Source organism: Streptomyces mirabilis, assembly GCF_018310535.1.
Lineage (GTDB): Bacteria > Actinomycetota > Actinomycetes > Streptomycetales > Streptomycetaceae > Streptomyces.
This window is the reverse complement of record NZ_CP074102.1, coordinates 5,015,341-5,032,747: the sequence shown is the minus strand read 5'-3', so window position 1 is coordinate 5,032,747 and position 17,407 is coordinate 5,015,341. Positions and strand designations below refer to the sequence as shown.

The 17,407-nt window shown below is 71.6% G+C and carries 12 protein-coding genes; 6 read left to right on the top strand and 6 right to left on the bottom strand.

Going from position 1 to position 17,407, the window contains the following annotated elements; genetic code table 11:
• Window positions 1–289: 289 nt before the first annotated feature.
• Window positions 290–1,726, top strand: coding sequence for a DUF2079 domain-containing protein (locus tag SMIR_RS22355; RefSeq protein WP_212727286.1), 1,437 nt, complete (start codon window positions 290–292; stop codon window positions 1,724–1,726).
• Window positions 1,727–1,835: 109 nt separating this feature from the next.
• Here the strand turns inward: SMIR_RS22355 and SMIR_RS22350 are convergent, their stop codons facing one another.
• Both SMIR_RS22350 and SMIR_RS22345 read right to left on the bottom strand, forming a co-directional pair.
• The gene (locus SMIR_RS22350) at window positions 1,836–4,403 is read right to left on the bottom strand and encodes an ABC transporter permease (protein ID WP_212727285.1); all 2,568 of its coding nucleotides are present in this window, start codon (window positions 4,401–4,403) and stop codon (window positions 1,836–1,838) included.
• Window positions 4,400–5,188, bottom strand: a complete 789-nt coding sequence (locus SMIR_RS22345; RefSeq protein ID WP_067376193.1) for an ABC transporter ATP-binding protein — start codon at window positions 5,186–5,188, stop codon at window positions 4,400–4,402. Before SMIR_RS22345 ends, SMIR_RS22350 begins: the two co-directional genes overlap by 4 nt.
• 409 nt (window positions 5,189–5,597) lie before the next feature.
• On the opposite strand from SMIR_RS22345, the gene SMIR_RS22340 reads away from it, so the two are divergent.
• From SMIR_RS22340 to SMIR_RS22330, 3 genes are all read left to right on the top strand, one after another.
• On the top strand, window positions 5,598–7,091 hold the full coding sequence (locus SMIR_RS22340; protein WP_249938632.1) for an MFS transporter: 1,494 nt from the start codon (window positions 5,598–5,600) through the stop codon (window positions 7,089–7,091).
• Window positions 7,092–7,303: 212 nt separating this feature from the next.
• The gene (locus SMIR_RS22335) at window positions 7,304–7,801 is read left to right on the top strand and encodes a DUF485 domain-containing protein (protein ID WP_168492418.1); all 498 of its coding nucleotides are present in this window, start codon (window positions 7,304–7,306) and stop codon (window positions 7,799–7,801) included.
• A 32-nt stretch (window positions 7,802–7,833) separates the two neighbouring features.
• Window positions 7,834–9,444, top strand: coding sequence for a sodium/solute symporter (locus SMIR_RS22330; protein ID WP_168501085.1), 1,611 nt, complete (start codon window positions 7,834–7,836; stop codon window positions 9,442–9,444).
• A 68-nt stretch (window positions 9,445–9,512) separates the two neighbouring features.
• Here SMIR_RS22330 and SMIR_RS22325 read toward each other — a convergent pair whose 3' ends face one another.
• The 3 genes from SMIR_RS22325 to SMIR_RS22315 all read right to left on the bottom strand — a co-directional run bounded on the left by SMIR_RS22325 (window position 9,513) and on the right by SMIR_RS22315 (window position 14,380).
• Complete coding sequence (locus SMIR_RS22325) at window positions 9,513–10,400, bottom strand: cellulose-binding protein (protein WP_212727284.1); 888 nt, start codon at window positions 10,398–10,400, stop codon at window positions 9,513–9,515.
• A gap of 187 nt (window positions 10,401–10,587) precedes the next feature.
• The gene (locus tag SMIR_RS22320; protein WP_212727283.1) at window positions 10,588–13,386 is read right to left on the bottom strand and encodes an SUKH-4 family immunity protein; all 2,799 of its coding nucleotides are present in this window, start codon (window positions 13,384–13,386) and stop codon (window positions 10,588–10,590) included.
• Between the two features lie 7 nt (window positions 13,387–13,393).
• Window positions 13,394–14,380 carry an SMI1/KNR4 family protein gene (locus SMIR_RS22315; RefSeq protein ID WP_168492422.1) on the bottom strand — a complete coding sequence of 329 codons (987 nt, stop codon included), beginning with the start codon at window positions 14,378–14,380 and terminating at the stop codon, window positions 13,394–13,396.
• A gap of 228 nt (window positions 14,381–14,608) precedes the next feature.
• Here SMIR_RS22315 and SMIR_RS22310 point away from each other — a divergent pair, with 228 nt between their 5' ends.
• The gene (locus SMIR_RS22310) at window positions 14,609–15,118 is read left to right on the top strand and encodes a YwqJ-related putative deaminase (RefSeq protein WP_168492424.1); all 510 of its coding nucleotides are present in this window, start codon (window positions 14,609–14,611) and stop codon (window positions 15,116–15,118) included.
• Window positions 15,119–15,200: 82 nt separating this feature from the next.
• Entirely contained in the window at window positions 15,201–15,734 is a 534-nt protein-coding gene (locus tag SMIR_RS22305; RefSeq protein ID WP_168492427.1) for an SUKH-3 domain-containing protein, read from the top strand.
• Between the two features lie 240 nt (window positions 15,735–15,974).
• On the opposite strand, the gene SMIR_RS22300 is transcribed toward SMIR_RS22305, so the two are convergent.
• Window positions 15,975–17,282 (bottom strand): sensor histidine kinase, encoded by a 1,308-nt coding sequence (locus tag SMIR_RS22300; protein ID WP_168492429.1) that lies wholly within the window; start codon window positions 17,280–17,282, stop codon window positions 15,975–15,977.
• Between the last annotated feature and the right edge of the window lie 125 nt (window positions 17,283–17,407).

The window sequence follows — 17,407 nt, the reverse complement described above, 5'->3', positions numbered from 1 at the left end:
TTGTCCAGCCTACGACGGCGCCGCGCTCCCTGTGAGACGCAAGAGGTGGACGGGTCCGGGCAGGGAATCGGGGCGCAGCCCCGTCTTGGGGGCGCGGGGCTGTGTCTATATGCGGCTCCGCCGCGGGGCGCGCCCAGCCCCCACCGGCCCGCAGCCGAACAACCCGGCCCAGCCGACTCCGTCCCACCCCACTGGAAGTGACCCGCACCACACCCCACCCCCAACCGTCAACCACTTCCCACGTCCCCGGCGTATACCCCGTGACACGTGATCACGTACCGGGAGCCGCATGAGCTCGAACCCGACCCCCGCCGACACCGCCACCGCCCCAAGAACCGACAGCGCTCCCATACCCCCGCCGGTCACGGCCGTCCCCGGCCATGACCGGCGCCCTCGCGACCCCCAGCTCCTGGCGGTCCTGTTCTTCACCGCGTACGCGACCCTGTCGGTCTGCCGCTGGCGGCATCTGGCGACCCGTTCCTGGGACCTCGGCATCTTCGAGCAGGCCGTCCGCGCCTACGCCCACCTGCGCGCCCCCGTCGCCGATCTCAAGGGCCCGGGCAGCAACCTCCTCGGCGACCACTTCAGCCCGGTCACCGCCCTCATCGCGCCCGCCTACCGCCTCTTCCCCACCCCGGTCACCCTCCTCGTCGCCCAGGCCGCGCTGCTGGCCCTGTCCGCGGTCCCGGTCACCCGTGCCGCCGCCCGGCTCCTCGGCCGCTCCCGGGGACTCGCGCTGGGCCTCGCGTACGGGCTGTCGTGGGGGATCCAGCGCGCCGTCGACTTCGACTTCCACGAGATCTGCTTCGCCGTCCCGCTGATCGCCTTCGCCCTGGAAGCGGTCCTGGAGCGACGGTGGCGCGCGACCCTCCTGTGGGCGTTCCCGTTGGTCCTCGTCAAGGAGGACCTCGGGCTCACCCTGGCCGCGATCGCCCTGGTCGTCGCGGGGCGGGCCCGGAAGGCCGCCCCGCGTACGGCCCTGTGCGCGCTCGGGGGCGCCGCCCTCGGAGTGCTGGCCGCGGTGCTCACCCTCATGGTGGTGATCCCGGCGTTCAGCACCGCGGACACCTACCCCTACTGGGACAAGGCTGGCGGTGATCCCCTCGACGGCCTGGGCACCAAAATCCGCACCCTCGCCTGGCTGCTGATCCCCACCACCGGTCTGCTCGCCCTGCGCTCCCCGCTCCTCCTGGTCGCCCTGCCGACCCTGGGCTGGCGTTTCCTCTCCTCCGACCCGCACTACTGGGGCACGGACTGGCACTACAGCGCCGTCCTGATGCCGGTCCTCTCCCTCGCCCTCGCCGACGCGCTCTCCCGGGCCCGCTGGAGCCCGCGCCCGTGGCTGCGCTCGTACGCGCTGCACCTGCCCACGGCCGTCGTCGCGGCCGCGCTCGCGCTGACGACCTCGCTCCCGCTGTCCGTGCTGGGCGAGTCCGCCGCGTATCGCAAGCCCGCGCGCGTGAGTGCCGTCGAACGGCTGCTGGCGCGAGTCCCGGACGGGGCGAGCGTCGAGGCGAACGTCGGCCCGAGCAGTCGGCTCGTCGCACGCTGCCGGGTCTTCTGGACGGGCGGCACCGGTGGCGTCACCCCGGACTTCATCGCCCTCGACGACTCCGACCACTCGATCCAGGACGTCCAGGCGTACGCGGGCCGCCTGCACCCCCGTGCCGCGTACGACGTCGTGGGCGCCGCCTACGGCTACGTACTGCTGGAGCGGCGCACCTGAGGCACCGCGTACGGCCGCGGGCCCGGCCCAGGAGGTGATGTCCTCCTGGGCCGGGCCCGTCCCCCGTAACCCCCGTATACGGTGGCTTTGCGGCGGCTGCTGCTGCCGGCTAGTCGGTGGCGATGGCGTTCAGTACGTTCATCCGGCCCGCCCTGAACGCCGGGATCAAGGCGGCGAACAGGCCCACGAACGCCGAGCCGATGAAGACCCCGATGATGGTCGGCCAGGGGATCTCCAGGACCTTCAGGCCTTCCAGGGCGAGGAGCTTCTGGGCGGTGGCGCCCCAGCCCATGCCCAGGCCGAGGCCGAGCAGCGCGCCGAAGAGGGCGATGACGACCGACTCCAGGCGGATCATGCGGCGCAGCTGGCGGCGGGACATCCCGATGGCACGCATCAGGCCGATCTCGCGTGTCCGCTCCACCACCGACAGGGCGAGGGTGTTGATCACGCCGAGGACGGCGACGACGATCGCGAGGGCGAGCAGGCCGTAGACCATGTTCAGGAGCTGGCCGATCTGGTCCTTGAGCTCCTGCTTGTAGTCGCTCTGGTCGCGGACCTGGTACTGCGGGTACTGCTCCATGGACTTCTTCAGAGCCGCGTACGCCTGCTTCTCCTGGCCGTTCTTGGCGCTGGCGAACATGATCTGGTCCGGCGGGATCCGGTTGGCCGGGAGGTACTTGCGCATGGTCTCGGTGCTGAGGTACCGCGCGCCCTGGTCGATGGCCACGTTGTCGTCGGTGATCGCGGCGACCTTGAGCTTCGCCGTGCTGCCGCCCTTGAAGGCGACGGTCAGGGTGTCGCCGAGCTTGACGTGGTGCTTGGTGGCGAACTTCGAGCCTACGGACATGGAGTCCTTGCCGTAGGCGGCGGTCAGTTCACCGGCCGTCGTCTTGCGGTGCAGGTCCTGTGCGTAGGTGGGGTCGGCGGCCGTGACGCCGTCGCTGTCCGAGGATCCGTCGGGGGCGACGATCTCGGCCTCGATGTCCCGGTAGTGCGTGACGTGTTCCAGGCCGGGCGTCGTCTCGATGGCCTTCGCCGCCTGCGGGACGATCCGCTGGTTGCCCTGGATGATGAAGTCGGTGCCGACCGTCTTGTCGAGTTCGTCGGTCGCGGAGGCGACCATGGACGAGCCGACGACCGACAGGCAGGCGACGAGGGCGAGGCCGATCATCAGGGCCGCGCCGGTGGCTCCGGTGCGGCGCGGGTTGCGCAGCGCGTTGCGTTCCGCCATCCGTCCGACGGGGCCGAAGAAGCGCAGCAGTACCGCGCTGATGACCCGGACCACACCGCCCGCGAGCAGCGGGCCGATGATGACGAACCCGATCAGGGTCAGGACGACTCCCGCGCCCAGCACCAGCGAACCGTCGCTCGCCTTGTCGGCATTGGCCGCCGTGAAGAGCGCGAAGGTTCCGGCGCCGGTGAGGACCAGGCCGATGATGCCGCGGACGAGACCGGCCTTGCCGTCCGCCGGTGTGCCGGCGTCGCGCAGTGCGGCCATCGGGGAGACCTTGCCGGCCCGGCGGGCGGGCAGGTAGGCGGCGAGGACGGTGACCACGACACCGAGCACGAGTCCGATGACCGGGGTCGTCGCCTTGACCGTCAGATCGCGGGTGGACAGGTCCATGCCCGCCGCCGACATGAGCTTCATCAGGCCGACCGCGAGGCCGACGCCCGCGCCGACGCCGAGGATCGAGCCGAAGACGCCGAGCAGGGTCGCCTCGACCAGGACGGACCGGTTGACCTGCTTGCGGGACGAGCCGATCGCCCTCATCAGGCCGATCTCGCGGGTGCGCTGGGCGACCAGCATGGAGAAGGTGTTGATGATCAGGAAGATGCCGACCAGGAAGGCGATCCCGGCGAAGCCGAGCATGGCGTACTTGATGACGTCCATGAAGGAGCCGACGCCGGAGCGGTTCTCGTCGGCGTACTCCTTCTGCGTCTGCACCTTGTACGCGCCGGCGCCGATCGAGGAGATGACGTTCTGCTTGAGCGTGTCGTTGGCGACGCCGGTGGCGGCGGAGAGGTTGATGTGGGTGAACCGGCCGGTGGCGCCGAGCAGTTCGCGCTGGGCGGTGGCGGTGTCGAAGTAGACGACGGCGGCACCGGGGTTGGTCACCTTGAAGGTGGCGATGCCGACGATCCGGGCCTTGAAGTCACCGGTGACGGCGATGGTGCGCAGTTCGTCGCCGAGCTTGAGGTGGTGCTTGTCGGCGGTGTCGGCGTCGACCATCGTCTCGGTCGGCCCGCGCGGGGCGCGACCTGAGGTGATCTCCATCGAACGCAGGTCGTTGCGCGTCCAGTTACCTGCGATCGTCGGGGCCCCGGTGCTCGACCCCATGTTCTTGTTGGCGCTGTTGACGACGGTCACGTTCATCGAACTGACCGCGCCCTCGGCGTACTTGACGCCCTCCGTCTTCTTGGTCCGCTCCAGGACCGAGGCGGGCAGCGAGTCGGGCCTGCCGTTCTGCGGGGTGCTGTCGGTCTTGGCCGCCTTCGGCGAGACGGTGACGTCGGAGGAGGTGGCGGCGAACAGCTTGTCGAACGTCGTGTTCATGGTGTCGGTGAACACCAGCGTGCCGCAGACGAAGGCCACGGACAGCAGCACCGCGACCGCCGACAGTGCCATCCGCCCCTTGTGCGCGAAGAAGTTGCGCATCGAGGTCTTCAGGACGGTCATGACGTACGCCCCCGCGCGTCGAAGTCCTTCATACGGTCGAGGACCTGATCGGCCGTCGGCTGGTACATCTCGTCGACGATCCGGCCGTCGGCGAGGTACAGCACGCGGTCCGAGTACGAGGCCGCCACCGGGTCGTGCGTCACGATCACGATGGTCTGGCCGAGCTCGTCCACCGAGCGGCGCAGGAAGCCCAGCACCTCGGCGCCCGCCCGGGAGTCGAGGTTTCCGGTCGGCTCGTCCCCGAAGATGATCTCGGGCCGCGCGGCGAGTGCCCGCGCCACCGCGACGCGCTGCTGCTGGCCGCCGGAGAGCTGGCTGGGCCGGTGCTTGAGCCGGTCGGCGAGTCCGACGGTCTCCACGACCTGGTCGAGCCAGCCCTTGTTCGGCTTGCGGCCCGCGATGTCCATCGGCAGCGTGATGTTCTCTATCGCGTTCAGCGTCGGCAGCAGGTTGAACGCCTGGAAGATGAACCCGATGCGGTCCCGGCGCAGCTGCGTGAGCTTCTTGTCCTTGAGCCCGGTGATCTCGGTCTCGTCGAGGTAGATCTGGCCACTCGTCACGGTGTCGAGTCCGGCGAGGCAGTGCATCAGCGTGGACTTGCCGGACCCCGAGGGGCCCATGATCGCGGTGAACTGCCCCCGCGCGATGTCCACGTCGACCTGGTCCAGGGCGACGACCCGGGTCTCCCCGGACCCGTACGCCTTGACGACCTGCCGCGCCCGCGCGGCAACGGCCGTACGCCCTCCAGTGCCCCCGTGCCTGGGAATGGTCACAGCCGATGTCACGGTGTATCTCCTATGTCGGTCAGCGGACGAAGTGCTCTTCGCTACGTCGGTAAGTCTGGTGGCGGGGGGTGGCCCGGCGCGCTGGTGCCCAGCGCAGTCTTCTACGGGGGAAAACCCCACCCCCGTGGGTCCGGCCCACCGCCCTCAGCGGCATAAAGCCAGGTTAAGGACGGCCCCGCCCCGTCTCGTCCTCCGCCGGTACGAACGCCCCCCGAGCCCTAGTGGGGAGAGACCCCTAGGGGCAGTCCACCCTTCGGTGGAGTCGCTCTCGGGGTTGCCTCCACCCTCAGTCCCAGTCAGCGTCCACCCTCCCGCTACGTGAAGGTCAAGTGAGATGGTGGGGGACGGCGGATAGGTGCAGGGGGAACCGATCAGGGGAGGCGCTCCAGTGGGCCAGGGGGACACCGGAATACGGGCCGCGGGGACGAAGCACCCATCGACCTCGCGCAGCCGCAGGGGTGCCGTCGTCGCCGCCCTGATGCTCTCCATGGCGCTGGCCGCGCTCGACTCCACCATCGTCTCCACGGCCGTACCGCAGATCGTCGGCGACCTCGGCGGCTTCTCCGTCTTCTCCTGGCTGTTCTCGGGCTATCTGCTCGCGGTGACGGTCACCCTGCCGGTGTACGGGAAGCTCTCCGACACCTTCGGCCGCAAGCCGGTCCTCGTCGCGGGCGCCACCGTCTTCCTCCTCGGCTCGCTGCTGTGTGCCACCGCCTGGAACATGGCCGCGCTCATCGCCTTCCGGATCGTGCAGGGCCTGGGCGGCGGCGCGTTGCAGGGCACGGTGCAGACGCTCGCCGCGGACCTCTACCCGCTCAAGGAGCGCCCCAAGATCCAGGCCAAGCTGTCCACGGTGTGGGCGACCTCGGCGATCGCGGGCCCCTCCCTCGGCGGGGTTCTCGCGGCGTACGCCGACTGGCGCTGGATCTTCCTCATCAACCTGCCGATCGGCGCGCTGGCGCTGTGGCTGATCGTCCGCCACCTGCACGAGCCGGTACGGGAGTCCTCCGGCCGCCGCCCCCGGATCGACTGGGCGGGCGCGCTGGCCGTCTTCGCCTGCGGCGGTGTGCTGCTCACCGCGCTGGTGCAGGGCGGGGTCGCCTGGGACTGGCTGTCGGCCCCGTCGCTCGCCCTGTTCGGCACGGGACTCGCGCTGATCGCTGCCGTGGTCGTGATCGAACGCCGGGCGGCCGAGCCGATCATCCCCGGGTGGGTGTGGCGGCGCCGCACGATCGCGGCCGTCAACCTGGCGCTCGGCGCACTGGGGTTGCTCATGGTCGCCCCCACGGTGTTCCTGCCCACGTACGCGCAGGCGGTCCTGGGCCTCGCACCCGTCGCCGCCGGATTCGTGCTCTCCGTGTGGACGTTGAGCTGGCCGGTGTCGGCGGCGTTCAGCCAGCACGTCTACGGGCGGATCGGCTTCCGCAACACCGCGATGCTCGGCATCGGCACCGCGACCCTGATCCTGCTCGCCTTCCCCTTCCTGCCCTACCCCGGCGAGCCCTGGCAGCCGGCCCTGCTGATGCTCCTGCTGGGCGGCGCCCTGGGCCTCTTCCAACTCCCCCTGATCATCGGCGTCCAGTCGACGGTCGGCTGGGAGGAACGCGGCACGACGACGGCGTCGGTCCTCTTCTGCCGCCAGACCGGCCAGACCGTCGGCGCGACCCTGTTCGGCGCGATCGCCAACGGGGTGCTGGCCGCGCGGCTCGGCGGCACGGGGGACCTGGACGCGGTGACGCGGGCGCTGGACTCGGGCGCGCCGGCCGAACACGTACGCCGCGCGGTCGCCGCCGCGGTCCACGCCGTCTACCTGGGCGCGGCAGGCGCCGCCGCACTCGCCTTCCTGGTCCTGCTGTTCGTGGCACCGCGGCGCTTTCCGGTCATCAAGAATCCCGGGGACTGACGAGACTCGAACCGAGGGCGGAGCGAACTGTTGATGAACGCCCGGTGTAAATGCAGGTAACACCCCGGGTCACCGAAGTAAGCGCATACCGACCGCTCAGTTTGGTGAAAGCCTCACGCATACCGGCTACCTGCGAGTAGCGTGCGTGCCTCGCCCACCCCCCAACTCCCTGCGGTCCGCACCGGGCCCGAGCCACGCAAGGAGATCACGGGATGCAAGACGCGTTCTCGTCCCCCGAGCACCAGAGGCGGCACCAGCCGCCGTACGACCCGCTCTACCCACCGCCGCACCCGTCCCCGTACCCGTCCCCCCGCCACACGCCCCCCTCGCACCTCACCTATCCCTGGCAACCGCAGCCCCAGCCACCCGAGCCCGAGAGAAAGCGACAACCGCGTCACCACGCACTCGGCAGGCACAGCGACATCCGCGTCCTGCGCGGCGCCTACCGCTGGCAACGGCGGGTCGCGACGCTCACCGCACTCGGCTACTTCACCCTCTTCCTCCTCCTGTCGGCGTTCGCGCCGGGGCTGATGACGAGCGAGGTGTCCGGCGGGCTGCCGACCGGACTGCTGCTCGGCCTGCTCCAGGTGCCGGTGACCTGCCTGGCGATCGGGCTGTACGAGTACACGGCGCGCCGACGCGTCGACCCGATCGCGGACCGGATCCGCCGGCAGACCCAGCTGGACGCGAAGCGGGAGGCGACCCGATGAGCCAGGTACCCGAGGTGACCGCCCTGACGAGCATGGTCGGGTTCAGCAGTTCCGCACGGGCCATGTCACTGGTGGCGTTCACGGCCGTCGCCACGATCACACTGCTGCTGTGCGTGATGACCGGCCCGGACCGCGACGACCTCGACGAGTTCTACACGGGCTACGGCTCCCTGTCGCCGATGCGCAACGGCCTCGCCATCGCCGGGGACTACATCTCCGCCGCGACCGTCCTCGGCACCGGCGGCGTCATCGCCCTCGCCGGGTACGACGGTGTCGTCCTCGCCCTCAGCACCGCCCTGTCGCTGATGCTGCTGATGTTCCTGCTGGCCGAACCGCTGCGCAACGCGGGCCGGTTCACCATGGGCGACGCGCTCGCACGACGGATGCCGGGGCGCGCGGTACGCATCACGGCGTGCGCCGCGACCCTCGTCGCCCTGCTGCCGCTGATGCTGGTCCAACTCGCCGGCGCGGGCGATCTGCTGGCCTTCATCCTCGGTTTCTCCAGCGACTCCCTCAAGACCGGCTGCATCATCGGCCTCGGCACACTGATGATCAGCTACGCGGCGATCGGCGGCATGAAGGGCACCGCCCTCATCCAGATCCTGAAGATCGTGATGCTGCTCGGCTCGGGCACCGTGGTCTCCGCCCTCATCCTGCAGCGCTTCGGCTGGGACCCCGGAGCCCTGTTCGACACCGCCGCCCGCAACAGTGGCGTCGGGACCGCCTTCCTGCACTCCGGTCTGCAGTTCGCGGGCGGACCCAACCCCCGTATCGACATGATCAGTTCGGAGCTGACCGTGGTCCTCGGCGGCGCCTGCCTGCCGCACATCACCATGCGCATGTACACCGCGGGCAGCGCCCGTCAGGTCCGCCGCTCGATGTCCTGGGCGGTGCCCTGCGTGGCCGTCTTCGTGCTGGTCATCACGGTCGTCGGGTTCGGGGCCACGGCGCTGATCGGACGGTCCGTGATCGCGGCCGCCGACCCGCAGGGCAACACGGCGTACCTGCTGGGATCCAGGGCCGCGTTCGGACCGGACGTGTCGACGGCCGAGACCCTCCTCTTCACGACCGTGACGACGGCGATCTTCCTCACGCTCCTCGCCTCGGTCGCCGGGATGATCCTCGCCTGCGCCAACTCCCTCGCCCACGACGTGTTCGCCGGGCGGATCCGGGAGCTGTCCCCGCGCCGCGAGATGACCCTCGCCCGGGTCTCCGCGCTCGCGGTCGGCGCGCCTGCGATCCTGCTCGCCACCCTCGTCCAGCACCGCAGCCTGCAACCCCTGGTCACGCTGTCGTTCTGCCTGGGCGCCTCGGCCATAGCGCCCGCGCTGGTCTACGGCCTCTTCTGGCGCCGCTACACCCGCACGGGCCTCCTGTGCACCCTCATCGGCGGAACGCTGACCGTCCTGATCCTCATGACCGGCACCAACCTGGTCTCCGGCTCCCCCACTTCGGCCTTCCCGGAGGCCGACTTCAACTGGTTCCCGTTCACCACCACCGGCCTCGTGTCCATTCCCCTCGGCTTCGCCTACGGGTGGCTGGGGACGGTGATCTCCGGGCGCCGTAAGGCGGAGGAACAGCGCAGACAGTACGAGGCGGTGGAGGGGTGGATCCTGGCGGGGGCGGTACGCAGGACCCCGTGAGGGGCGCGGGGAACTGCGCGACCAGCCACAACCCGCCCGCAGCGTAGGAACAACCCACACCTCGCCCACTACTCCACCGGTGCCCGCCCCATCAGCGTCACGAGACTCGTACGCACTTGATCCATCTGCGCCCGTACGTCGTCCCATCGCTCCCCGTGCTCGCGCAGCACCCGCTCGGTCTCGCGGGCGATCCGCTCCTCCTGCACCCTCGCCTCGGCGAGCACCTCGGCGGCCTGTGCCATCGCATCCTCCTGCCCGTGCCGAGCGAATTCCTCCGCCTCGGCCAGGGCACGCTCGGCCTCGGCCAACGCGGCCTCGGCGCGCACCCCCCGCTTCACGTGGTGCGCGTCGAGCGCGGCCGCCCGCTCCACCGCCGCACGCTCCGCCTCCTCCCAGCGCTCTGCGTGTTCCCTCTCCTGCTCGGCGAGGAAGCCTTCGGTGCGCTGCCGCACCTCGCGCAGCGCCGCCAGCACCTCCCCCCGGCCCTCCTTGACCGCGCGACGGGCGGCGATCCGCATCTCGTCTGCCTCGGCGCGGGCGGCGAGAAGACGGTGCCGGACGCGTTCCTCGGCCTCGCCGCGCAGTTCGTCGGCGTACGCCTGCGCCTCCTCACGCATCCGCCGCCCCTCCGCCTCGGCATCCTCGACGGCCAGCCGGGCCGCGCTCCGCGCGTTCTCGCGCACCGCCGCGGCCTCCTCCTCGCCGAGCTCGCGAATCCGGCAGGCGCGCTCGCCGAGCCTCTCGTACGTCTGCGGGGACAGCCGTGCCACGACCTCCCGCAGCCGCTCCACCTCCGCGTCCATCTCCTTGGCCAGGACGGTCAGCCGGGCGGCCCGTTCCCAGGCGGTGTCGCGGCCCCCCGAGAGCGCAGCGAAGTACGCGTCGACCTGCTCGGGACGGTAACCGCGCCCCCGTACGGCCACGAAGCCGTGCGGCGACACCGATGCGCTGCTCATCCCTGGACCCCTCTCCGCTGTGCGACGTACAACACGATTTGGCGCACATCTTGGTGGATCAGGCGTAAGTGTTCATAACGCGACACTCCGCGCATTCGTAGCGGTCAGCCGCGTAAAAAATGGGTTGGACCCGGTCATACGACCGGGTCCAACCCCTTCGACTCCCTGACGGACACTCAGCGGCGCATCACAGCAAGCCGTCCCACATCTGCTCCAACAGCACCGACCACCAGCTCTCCGGCGAGCCGAGCGCCGCCGGGTCGAGCGAGGCGAGCTGCGCCTGGAAGTCGACGGTCCAGCGGCCCGCCTGCTCCTGGTTGAGCCCGAACCGCAGCCGCCACATCCGGCCGAGCAGGGCCAGACAGCGCGCGAACTCGGGCAGCCCCGTGTTCACGAACTGCGGCGGCACCGAGGAACCGCCCGGACCCGCCTCCACCGGCACGGCCACGATGTTCGCGGTGCCGTACTGGACACAGATCGCCTTGCCGAAGTCACTGCCCATGACGAGGTACGAGCCCGCGTCCGCGGCCGGCTGCACCCCACGCTCCTGCGCCAGCTCGGCGAGCGTCGGCACCGGACGGCCCGGCTGCGCCTGTGCCCAGAAGAACGGGCCCATGTCGACCGGCAGTCCGGCCACCACCAGCGTGTGCGCCACGATGTTCGGCACACCCTGCCGCGACACCGCGGCCTGGTCGAACCGGAACAGACCCGGCCCGAACGCCGCCGCCAGCTCCTGCCCGATCGCCTCCGGCGGAACCGGCGGCGCGGGCTGCACCGGCGGAATCGGCGCACGCACCGGCGCCGGACGCGCGGGACCGTCCGCCACCTGGTGCAACTCGCCCTGGTGTGCGAGGAGTTGGTGCATGCCCTGCTGACGGCTCGCGTGATCCGTGCCGTACGGCGCGATGCTGGTGATCCGCGCCTGCGGCCAGCTCTCCCTGATCATCCGCGCGCAGTACGCGCCCGGCAGCTCGCACGACTCCAACTCCGTGTGCAGCTCCAGCACTTGCTGCGGCGGAACGTTCATCGCGCGCAGCTCGTGCAGGATCTGCCACTCCGGGTGCGGGGTCCCCGGCGCGGAGCGCCGGATCAACTGCTGCTCGGAACCGTCCTGCGCGCGGTAGCGCAGTACGGCCTGATACCCCGGCCCGACGGTCGGCTGACCGGCCTGCGGGTAGCCGTACGCCGGAGGCTGCTGCCCCGGGGGCGACATCGGCTGACCAGGCATGGGCTGACCAGGCATGGGCTGACCGGGCATCGGCTGACCGGGCATGGCTTGTCCCGGCATCGGCTGCGGCGCGCCCGGGGGCATGCCGGGGGCCTGCGGGGGCGGCGGTACACCGGGACCGGCGACCGGGGGGCCGGCCGGAGGACCGGCCAGCATGGTGGCGGCGTGGTGGACACCCCCGGGAGGCGTACCGCCCGGAGGCTGCGGAGCGCCGGGCGCGGCAGGTGCACCAGGAGGCTGGGGCGCACCGGGTCCGCCCGCGGGCGGACCCGCCAGCATGGTCGCGGCGTGATGGACACCCCCGGGGGGCGTACCGCCCGGGGGCTGCGGAGCGCCGGGCGCGGCAGGCGCACCAGGAACTCCGGGCCCGTTCGGGCCGAGCTGCGAGACGAGTTGCGTCGGTACGTACCCGCCCGCCGGGGTGCCCGGAGCACCGGGCCCGGACGACGGCGGCGGGGGCGGAGGCGGTGGGGCGCTCCCCGGCCGCGCACCCGGTACGCCGGGGGCGCTCGGCGGAGGCGGCGCGCTCACGCCCCCACCCCGCGCGCCCCTCGGCGGCGCCTGCGCCTTGCTGGTCGCGGCGTCGGCGATGTCACCGGCGTTCGGCGGCAGCGGCCGCGGCGGCGCGACGGGGGCCTGCCCCTGCGGGTACCCGTACCCGGGCGCACCGGGCGGGGGCGTGCCCTGCGGACCGCCCGGAGGCGGAGGGGGAGGAGGAGGCGTCCCGAGAGCACCGCCGGGCCCCTGCGGGTAGCCGTACCCGGCCGGCGGTCCAGAAGGAGGCGTGCCCTGCGGAACACCAGGGGCCGGCACAACCGGAGCACCAGGGGCCGGCACACCCGGAGGCGGCGTGCCCGGCATGCCCGGTGCACCCGGGCCGGCCTGCGGGTAGCCGTACGACGGCGGGGCCGCGGGGGCGTCGACCGCGGGCGCCTGCGCCGTGCGCGGGAGTTGGCTGCCGCCGGACATCAGAGCCGTCTTGGCGTCCGGGGTCACACCGGGCGGCGTACCCGGACCCGCCTTGTCGTCGACGTCGGTCAGCGGCGGCGCGAACACGGTCGCCGGCAGCGGCACGGAACGGTCCTCACCCCCGTCCCCGGCGGTGTCCGTCCCCGCCCACGGAGTCGCCGAAGCGGGCACGCCCGGCGCCCCCACGGCGTCTCGCGGACCCGCGTCCCGCTCGTCACCGGCCGCGGCGGCGGGCCACGGCGGCGGCGCGTCCGAAGGAGAAGAAGAGGGGGAAGAAGGGGAAGAAGGGGCAGGGGGAGAAGAGGGGGAAGGCGTCGTCGAACCACCCGCCGCGGAAGCCCCGTTGGCGTGGGGGCCCGCGCCGGGGCCCGCACCGTTCGCACCGCCGGACGTCGCACCCGCCCGCCGATCCGGAATGCCCAGCTTGTCCGCCGCCTCCTGCAACCACTCCGGAGGGCTCAACAAGAACGACGTCTGGTTCAGATCCACCCGGGCCGGAGGCGCCGGAGCCGCTTCCGGGGCCGCCTGCGGCACCCCGTACTCCTCCTCGTACCGGCGGATCACCTCACCGACCGGCAGTCCGGGCCAGAGCGTCGCCTCCCCGCTGTCCCGCGCGATGACGAGCCGCTGCGCGCCACCGTCGGAACGCGGACCGTCGACGCGGTCCTCGGCCCACACCACGAACCCGAGTTCGAACTCCCGCACCCTCACCTCACGGTGCTGGTACCCGGGCACCTCGCCGTTGATCCACTCTTCCGCGCGCTCCTGCGCCTGCGCGAAGGTCACCATCGGACGTTCACTCCCCCAGGGAAGAGACGGGAACGGCGCGCGCGAAGCCACCGTCCACCATCAGGTTCGCCACCGTCGCCAACTCCGGCGGATTGCCCGCGAGCCGGGACAGGAACTGGTCGAAGTCGGCGCCGCAGGGCAGCAACAGCCGCTGCACGCGCTCGGCCGGCGGCCAGGCGTCCTGGTCGCGGGCATCGTCGTACGCGCAGAACCAGACCGACCCGATCGCGTCGCCCTTCACCTTGACGGCGAGCAGGCCGCCCTGCACGAATCCGACGCACAGATAATCCTTGGTCAGATGGTCGCGCAGGCACTTGTTGATGTAGACGAGGTCGTTCACGGCGGCTTCCTCGCGCACCGTGAAGAACGGCTGGTCCACCAGCAGACCCAGCTCCGCGTCGAGCGCGGCACCGACCGGCGCGCACCCGCCCGCGGCCTTCAGGAAGGACCGATAGGCACCCGGCAGCCGATAGCCGAGATCCTCCTCGACCCCGAGCACCTGCTGCTCGCTCACCGCGACCGACGCCTTCGGCAGCCCGAAGTGCGCGGGCCGCGTGTCCTGCAACGGCCGCGTCCCCCGCTTGCCGTGATCGACGGCCGCCGTCGCGATACCGCCGTGATGCCTCAACAGCGCCTTGACCTCCACGGGGACGAGCTCCAGGCGCCGCGTGCCCCGCACGTGGTGCCAGGTCCATCCATGCGGAGTGGCCACGGGCGCAATCGTGTCCCACAGGTCGTGCCCCGAGGCGGCGAGCGCGGCGTTCGCCGACACGTAGTCCGTCAACCGCAGTTCGTCCACGCCGAAACCCTCCGGGGGTTCGGCGATCTCCGCGGCGGCACGCGCGTACGGCGAGAAGTCGGGGTAGCCGTGCGCGTCGACCCGTACACCTCTGGGGTGGCGAGTGGCCCGGACCGGGTCCGGGAAATGCACGACCTGCCCGGCGTAGGCCGCGTTCGGCGGCGCGGCTTGCTGCCCGAGCCGACCTGTCGTCATGGCGGTTGCCCCCTGCGGCGTTCTCAATAGCTGTATGGATCGCGGATATCGACAGCCTATGCGGTTGGAAGACACCGGTCACCGGGCCTCCAGTTCCGTGACCTGCCGTCACCCCGCCGTGACGGTATGACGAAGCCCGGGCGTGTCGCGCGCCCCAGCTTCCGCACCCGCCACGCCATTTGGCAGTCTGTAGCCGCATCGGGGGATGCACGGGAGGGAAGAACGATCATGAACGCGACACATACGGGCACGTCCGGGGACCCAAGGGTCGGCTGGAGCAGTGCCGAAGCAGCCCACGCACCCACCCTCCTGCACCGCCGCGACGGCATACTTCCCACCGTCGCCGCCGCCCTCTCCGTGCGCGGAGCCACCCTCACCGGCACCGCCGCCCGCGGCGACCAGCCGCCCGCCCTTCACCCGCTGGTCCAGGACTTCCTCGACACCCTCACCAGCGCGCAACGCGACCGCTTCACCGGCCGCTGCGCCGAAGCGATCCTCATCTCCCGGCACATCACCACCATCGACGCCACCCGCAGCAAACGCGCCGCCCGCAAGCCGATGACCAACGGCGAGGCACGCAAGGCCCTCAGACAGGCCAAACTCACCGCACGCCGCATCCGCGAGGACGGCGACCCGCTGCACGGCAGTTTCGCCGCACCCTGCCGCGCCTGCACGGCGCTCAGCGACCACTTCGGCGTCCGCGTCGTCGACCCGACCGCGACGACCGGCGGCTCCTGAACTCCCCCATCCCCGCACCCGTACGTACGACGGCGCCCCCGCCAGCGCGCCGATGTCCCGACCCTCGACGAACGAAGGGCAGATGCACGCCGACCGCTCCTCCTCCCCCAAGCTCTCGGCTCCGCTCGAGCAGGGGGGACCCTCAACACGCTTCTCCGTACCCGTGGACGCCGCGCTGCGCTCCGCGGGCTGGCAGCCCGGACGCTGGGACATAAAGCAGGCCGAGTACTGGGCCGACGCACTACGGGGACACGAGTCGTCCGCGGGACACCGGCACGCCGTGTTCCCCGCGGCGGTGGAGGCATGGGCGGAATTCGGCGGACTGCGCGTGAAGCCCTCCGGCCCCGGCCGCCAGCTCGCCCCCACCGCGCTCCACTTCGACCCCCTGCACGGCCTCCACATGGCCCGCACCCTCGGCGACCTCGGCCGCGCCCTGGGCACCGAGGTCTGCCCTCTCGGCGAGGAGTCCGACTCCCGCGCCCTGCTCGCCATCGACTCCGAGGGCCGCGTCTACGCACTCGACCACACCGGCGACTGGTACCTGGGCCCCGAGATCGACACCGCCCTCACCACCCTCCTGTCAGGCGTCGCCCCGGTCCGCCTGACCGTCGCCTGACCGCCACAGGGAGGGTTCTTCCGCCGCGGGCCGGTGGGGGCTGGTCGCGCAGTTCCCCGCGCCTTTAAAAGCCCTCCAGCCCGTCCGGCGTTCGAGGGCGCGGCCGTTCCAGCCCGATGCAGGGGGCCGGGGCGCAGCCCCGCCCCCAGGGGCGCGGGGCTGTGTATACATGCGGCTCCGCCGCGGGGCGCGCCCAGCCCCCCACCCACCCGCAGCCAACGACCGCGCCCCCCGAAGGGCCTACGCCGGGATCACCGCCGACACCCGGAACCCACCCGAATCCGTCGGCCCGGACACGAACACTCCCCCCAGCGCGGCAACCCGTTCCTTCATCCCCACCAGACCGTTACCACCACTGGGCAGATGCATGGCCGACGCCGACCCCGGCTCCGGCGGACACTCGTTCTCGACCTGCATCGCGATCTCCGCGTCCCGATGAGCGAGCCGGACATACGTCTTCGCCCCCGCCGCATGCTTGTGCACGTTGGTCAGAGCCTCCTGAACCACCCGGTACGCCGTCTGCTCGATCTCCGCCGCGTACCCCCGGGTGTCACCCTCCACCGAGAGATCCACCACCATCCCCGCAGCCGCCGACTGCCCGACCAACTCGTCCAGCTCGGCAAGACTCGGCCCCTCGGCCCCGTCATCGACCGCCCGCGAGGCCGCCGCCGCAGCCGCCACCCCCACGGCCGCCAACGGCACCGCCCGCACCCGCACGGACGACAACCCGTCCCCCGTACGCAGCACACCCAACATCTCGCGCAACTCCGTCAACGCCTGCCGCCCCATGTCCCCCACCAACGCGGCGTTCTTCACGGCCTTCTCGGGATCCTTCCGCGCCACGGCCTGCAGCGCCGCCGCGTGCACCACCATCAACGACACCCGGTGCGCCACCACGTCGTGCATCTCACGCGCGATCCGCGTCCGCTCCTCGTTGCGTGCCCACTCCGCCCGCTCCTCCGCCCGCTCGGCGAGCAGCTGCAACTCCCGCTCCAACGAGTCCGCCCGCTCCCGCAAGCTCTCCATCAGCCGCCGCCGCGCCCCCACGTACAGCCCGAGCAGGACGGGCGGCGCGGTCATCCCGATCGCGGTCGTGATGGAGACGAACGGAACGAACCAGTCCCCCATCGTCACGTCCCCACGCACCATGCCCTGGTGCGCCCGCACGAACGTGACGATCAGCATCCCCGCGAAGGACATCCCCGCGAGCGCCCCGATGATCCGGCGCGGCAGCTCGGACGCGGCCAGCGTGTACAGCCCGACGAGTCCCATCAGGAACCCCATCTGGGCGGGCGTGATGGCGATCGACACCAGCACGACCGCGATCGGCCAGCGTCGGCGCAACAACAGCGCGGAGCCGGCGACCAGCCCGAAACCCACGCCCACCGGAACCGGCAGGCCCGCGTCGCGCGCGAACGGAATCCCCTCGATCGCGCACTCCACCGCCGACACCGACGCGAGGCTCGCGTCCAACACGGCACTACGCCATCTGACCCACCACCACGGCCCGGTACCGGCCGCGGTGTGCTCTTCCCCCGTCGTGGTCATGCGTCCAGCCTACGTTCGCACCCCGCCCCATTTCCGGTGACTTTCACCTCCTGGCCTACACCACTCTCCGCAATCGAACAGAAGCGAAACCCACCGGTATCCCTCGAACTGCTGATTCCCTCACC

Bases quoted from the DNA above. Each gene is read 5' to 3' on its own strand.
- SMIR_RS22300 (WP_168492429.1), bottom strand. From the start codon at position 17,282: ATGACCACGACGGGGGAAGAGCACACCGCGGCCGGTACCGGGCCGTGG.
- SMIR_RS22320 (WP_212727283.1), bottom strand. From the start codon at position 13,386: ATGGTGACCTTCGCGCAGGCGCAGGAGCGCGCGGAAGAGTGGATCAAC.
- SMIR_RS22335 (WP_168492418.1), top strand. From the start codon at position 7,304: ATGCAAGACGCGTTCTCGTCCCCCGAGCACCAGAGGCGGCACCAGCCG.
- SMIR_RS22315 (WP_168492422.1), bottom strand. From the start codon at position 14,380: ATGACGACAGGTCGGCTCGGGCAGCAAGCCGCGCCGCCGAACGCGGCC.
- SMIR_RS22350 (WP_212727285.1), bottom strand. From the start codon at position 4,403: ATGACCGTCCTGAAGACCTCGATGCGCAACTTCTTCGCGCACAAGGGG.
- SMIR_RS22330 (WP_168501085.1), top strand. From the start codon at position 7,834: ATGGTCGGGTTCAGCAGTTCCGCACGGGCCATGTCACTGGTGGCGTTC.
- SMIR_RS22305 (WP_168492427.1), top strand. From the start codon at position 15,201: ATGCACGCCGACCGCTCCTCCTCCCCCAAGCTCTCGGCTCCGCTCGAG.
- SMIR_RS22310 (WP_168492424.1), top strand. From the start codon at position 14,609: ATGAACGCGACACATACGGGCACGTCCGGGGACCCAAGGGTCGGCTGG.
- SMIR_RS22355 (WP_212727286.1), top strand. From the start codon at position 290: ATGAGCTCGAACCCGACCCCCGCCGACACCGCCACCGCCCCAAGAACC.
- SMIR_RS22325 (WP_212727284.1), bottom strand. From the start codon at position 10,400: ATGAGCAGCGCATCGGTGTCGCCGCACGGCTTCGTGGCCGTACGGGGG.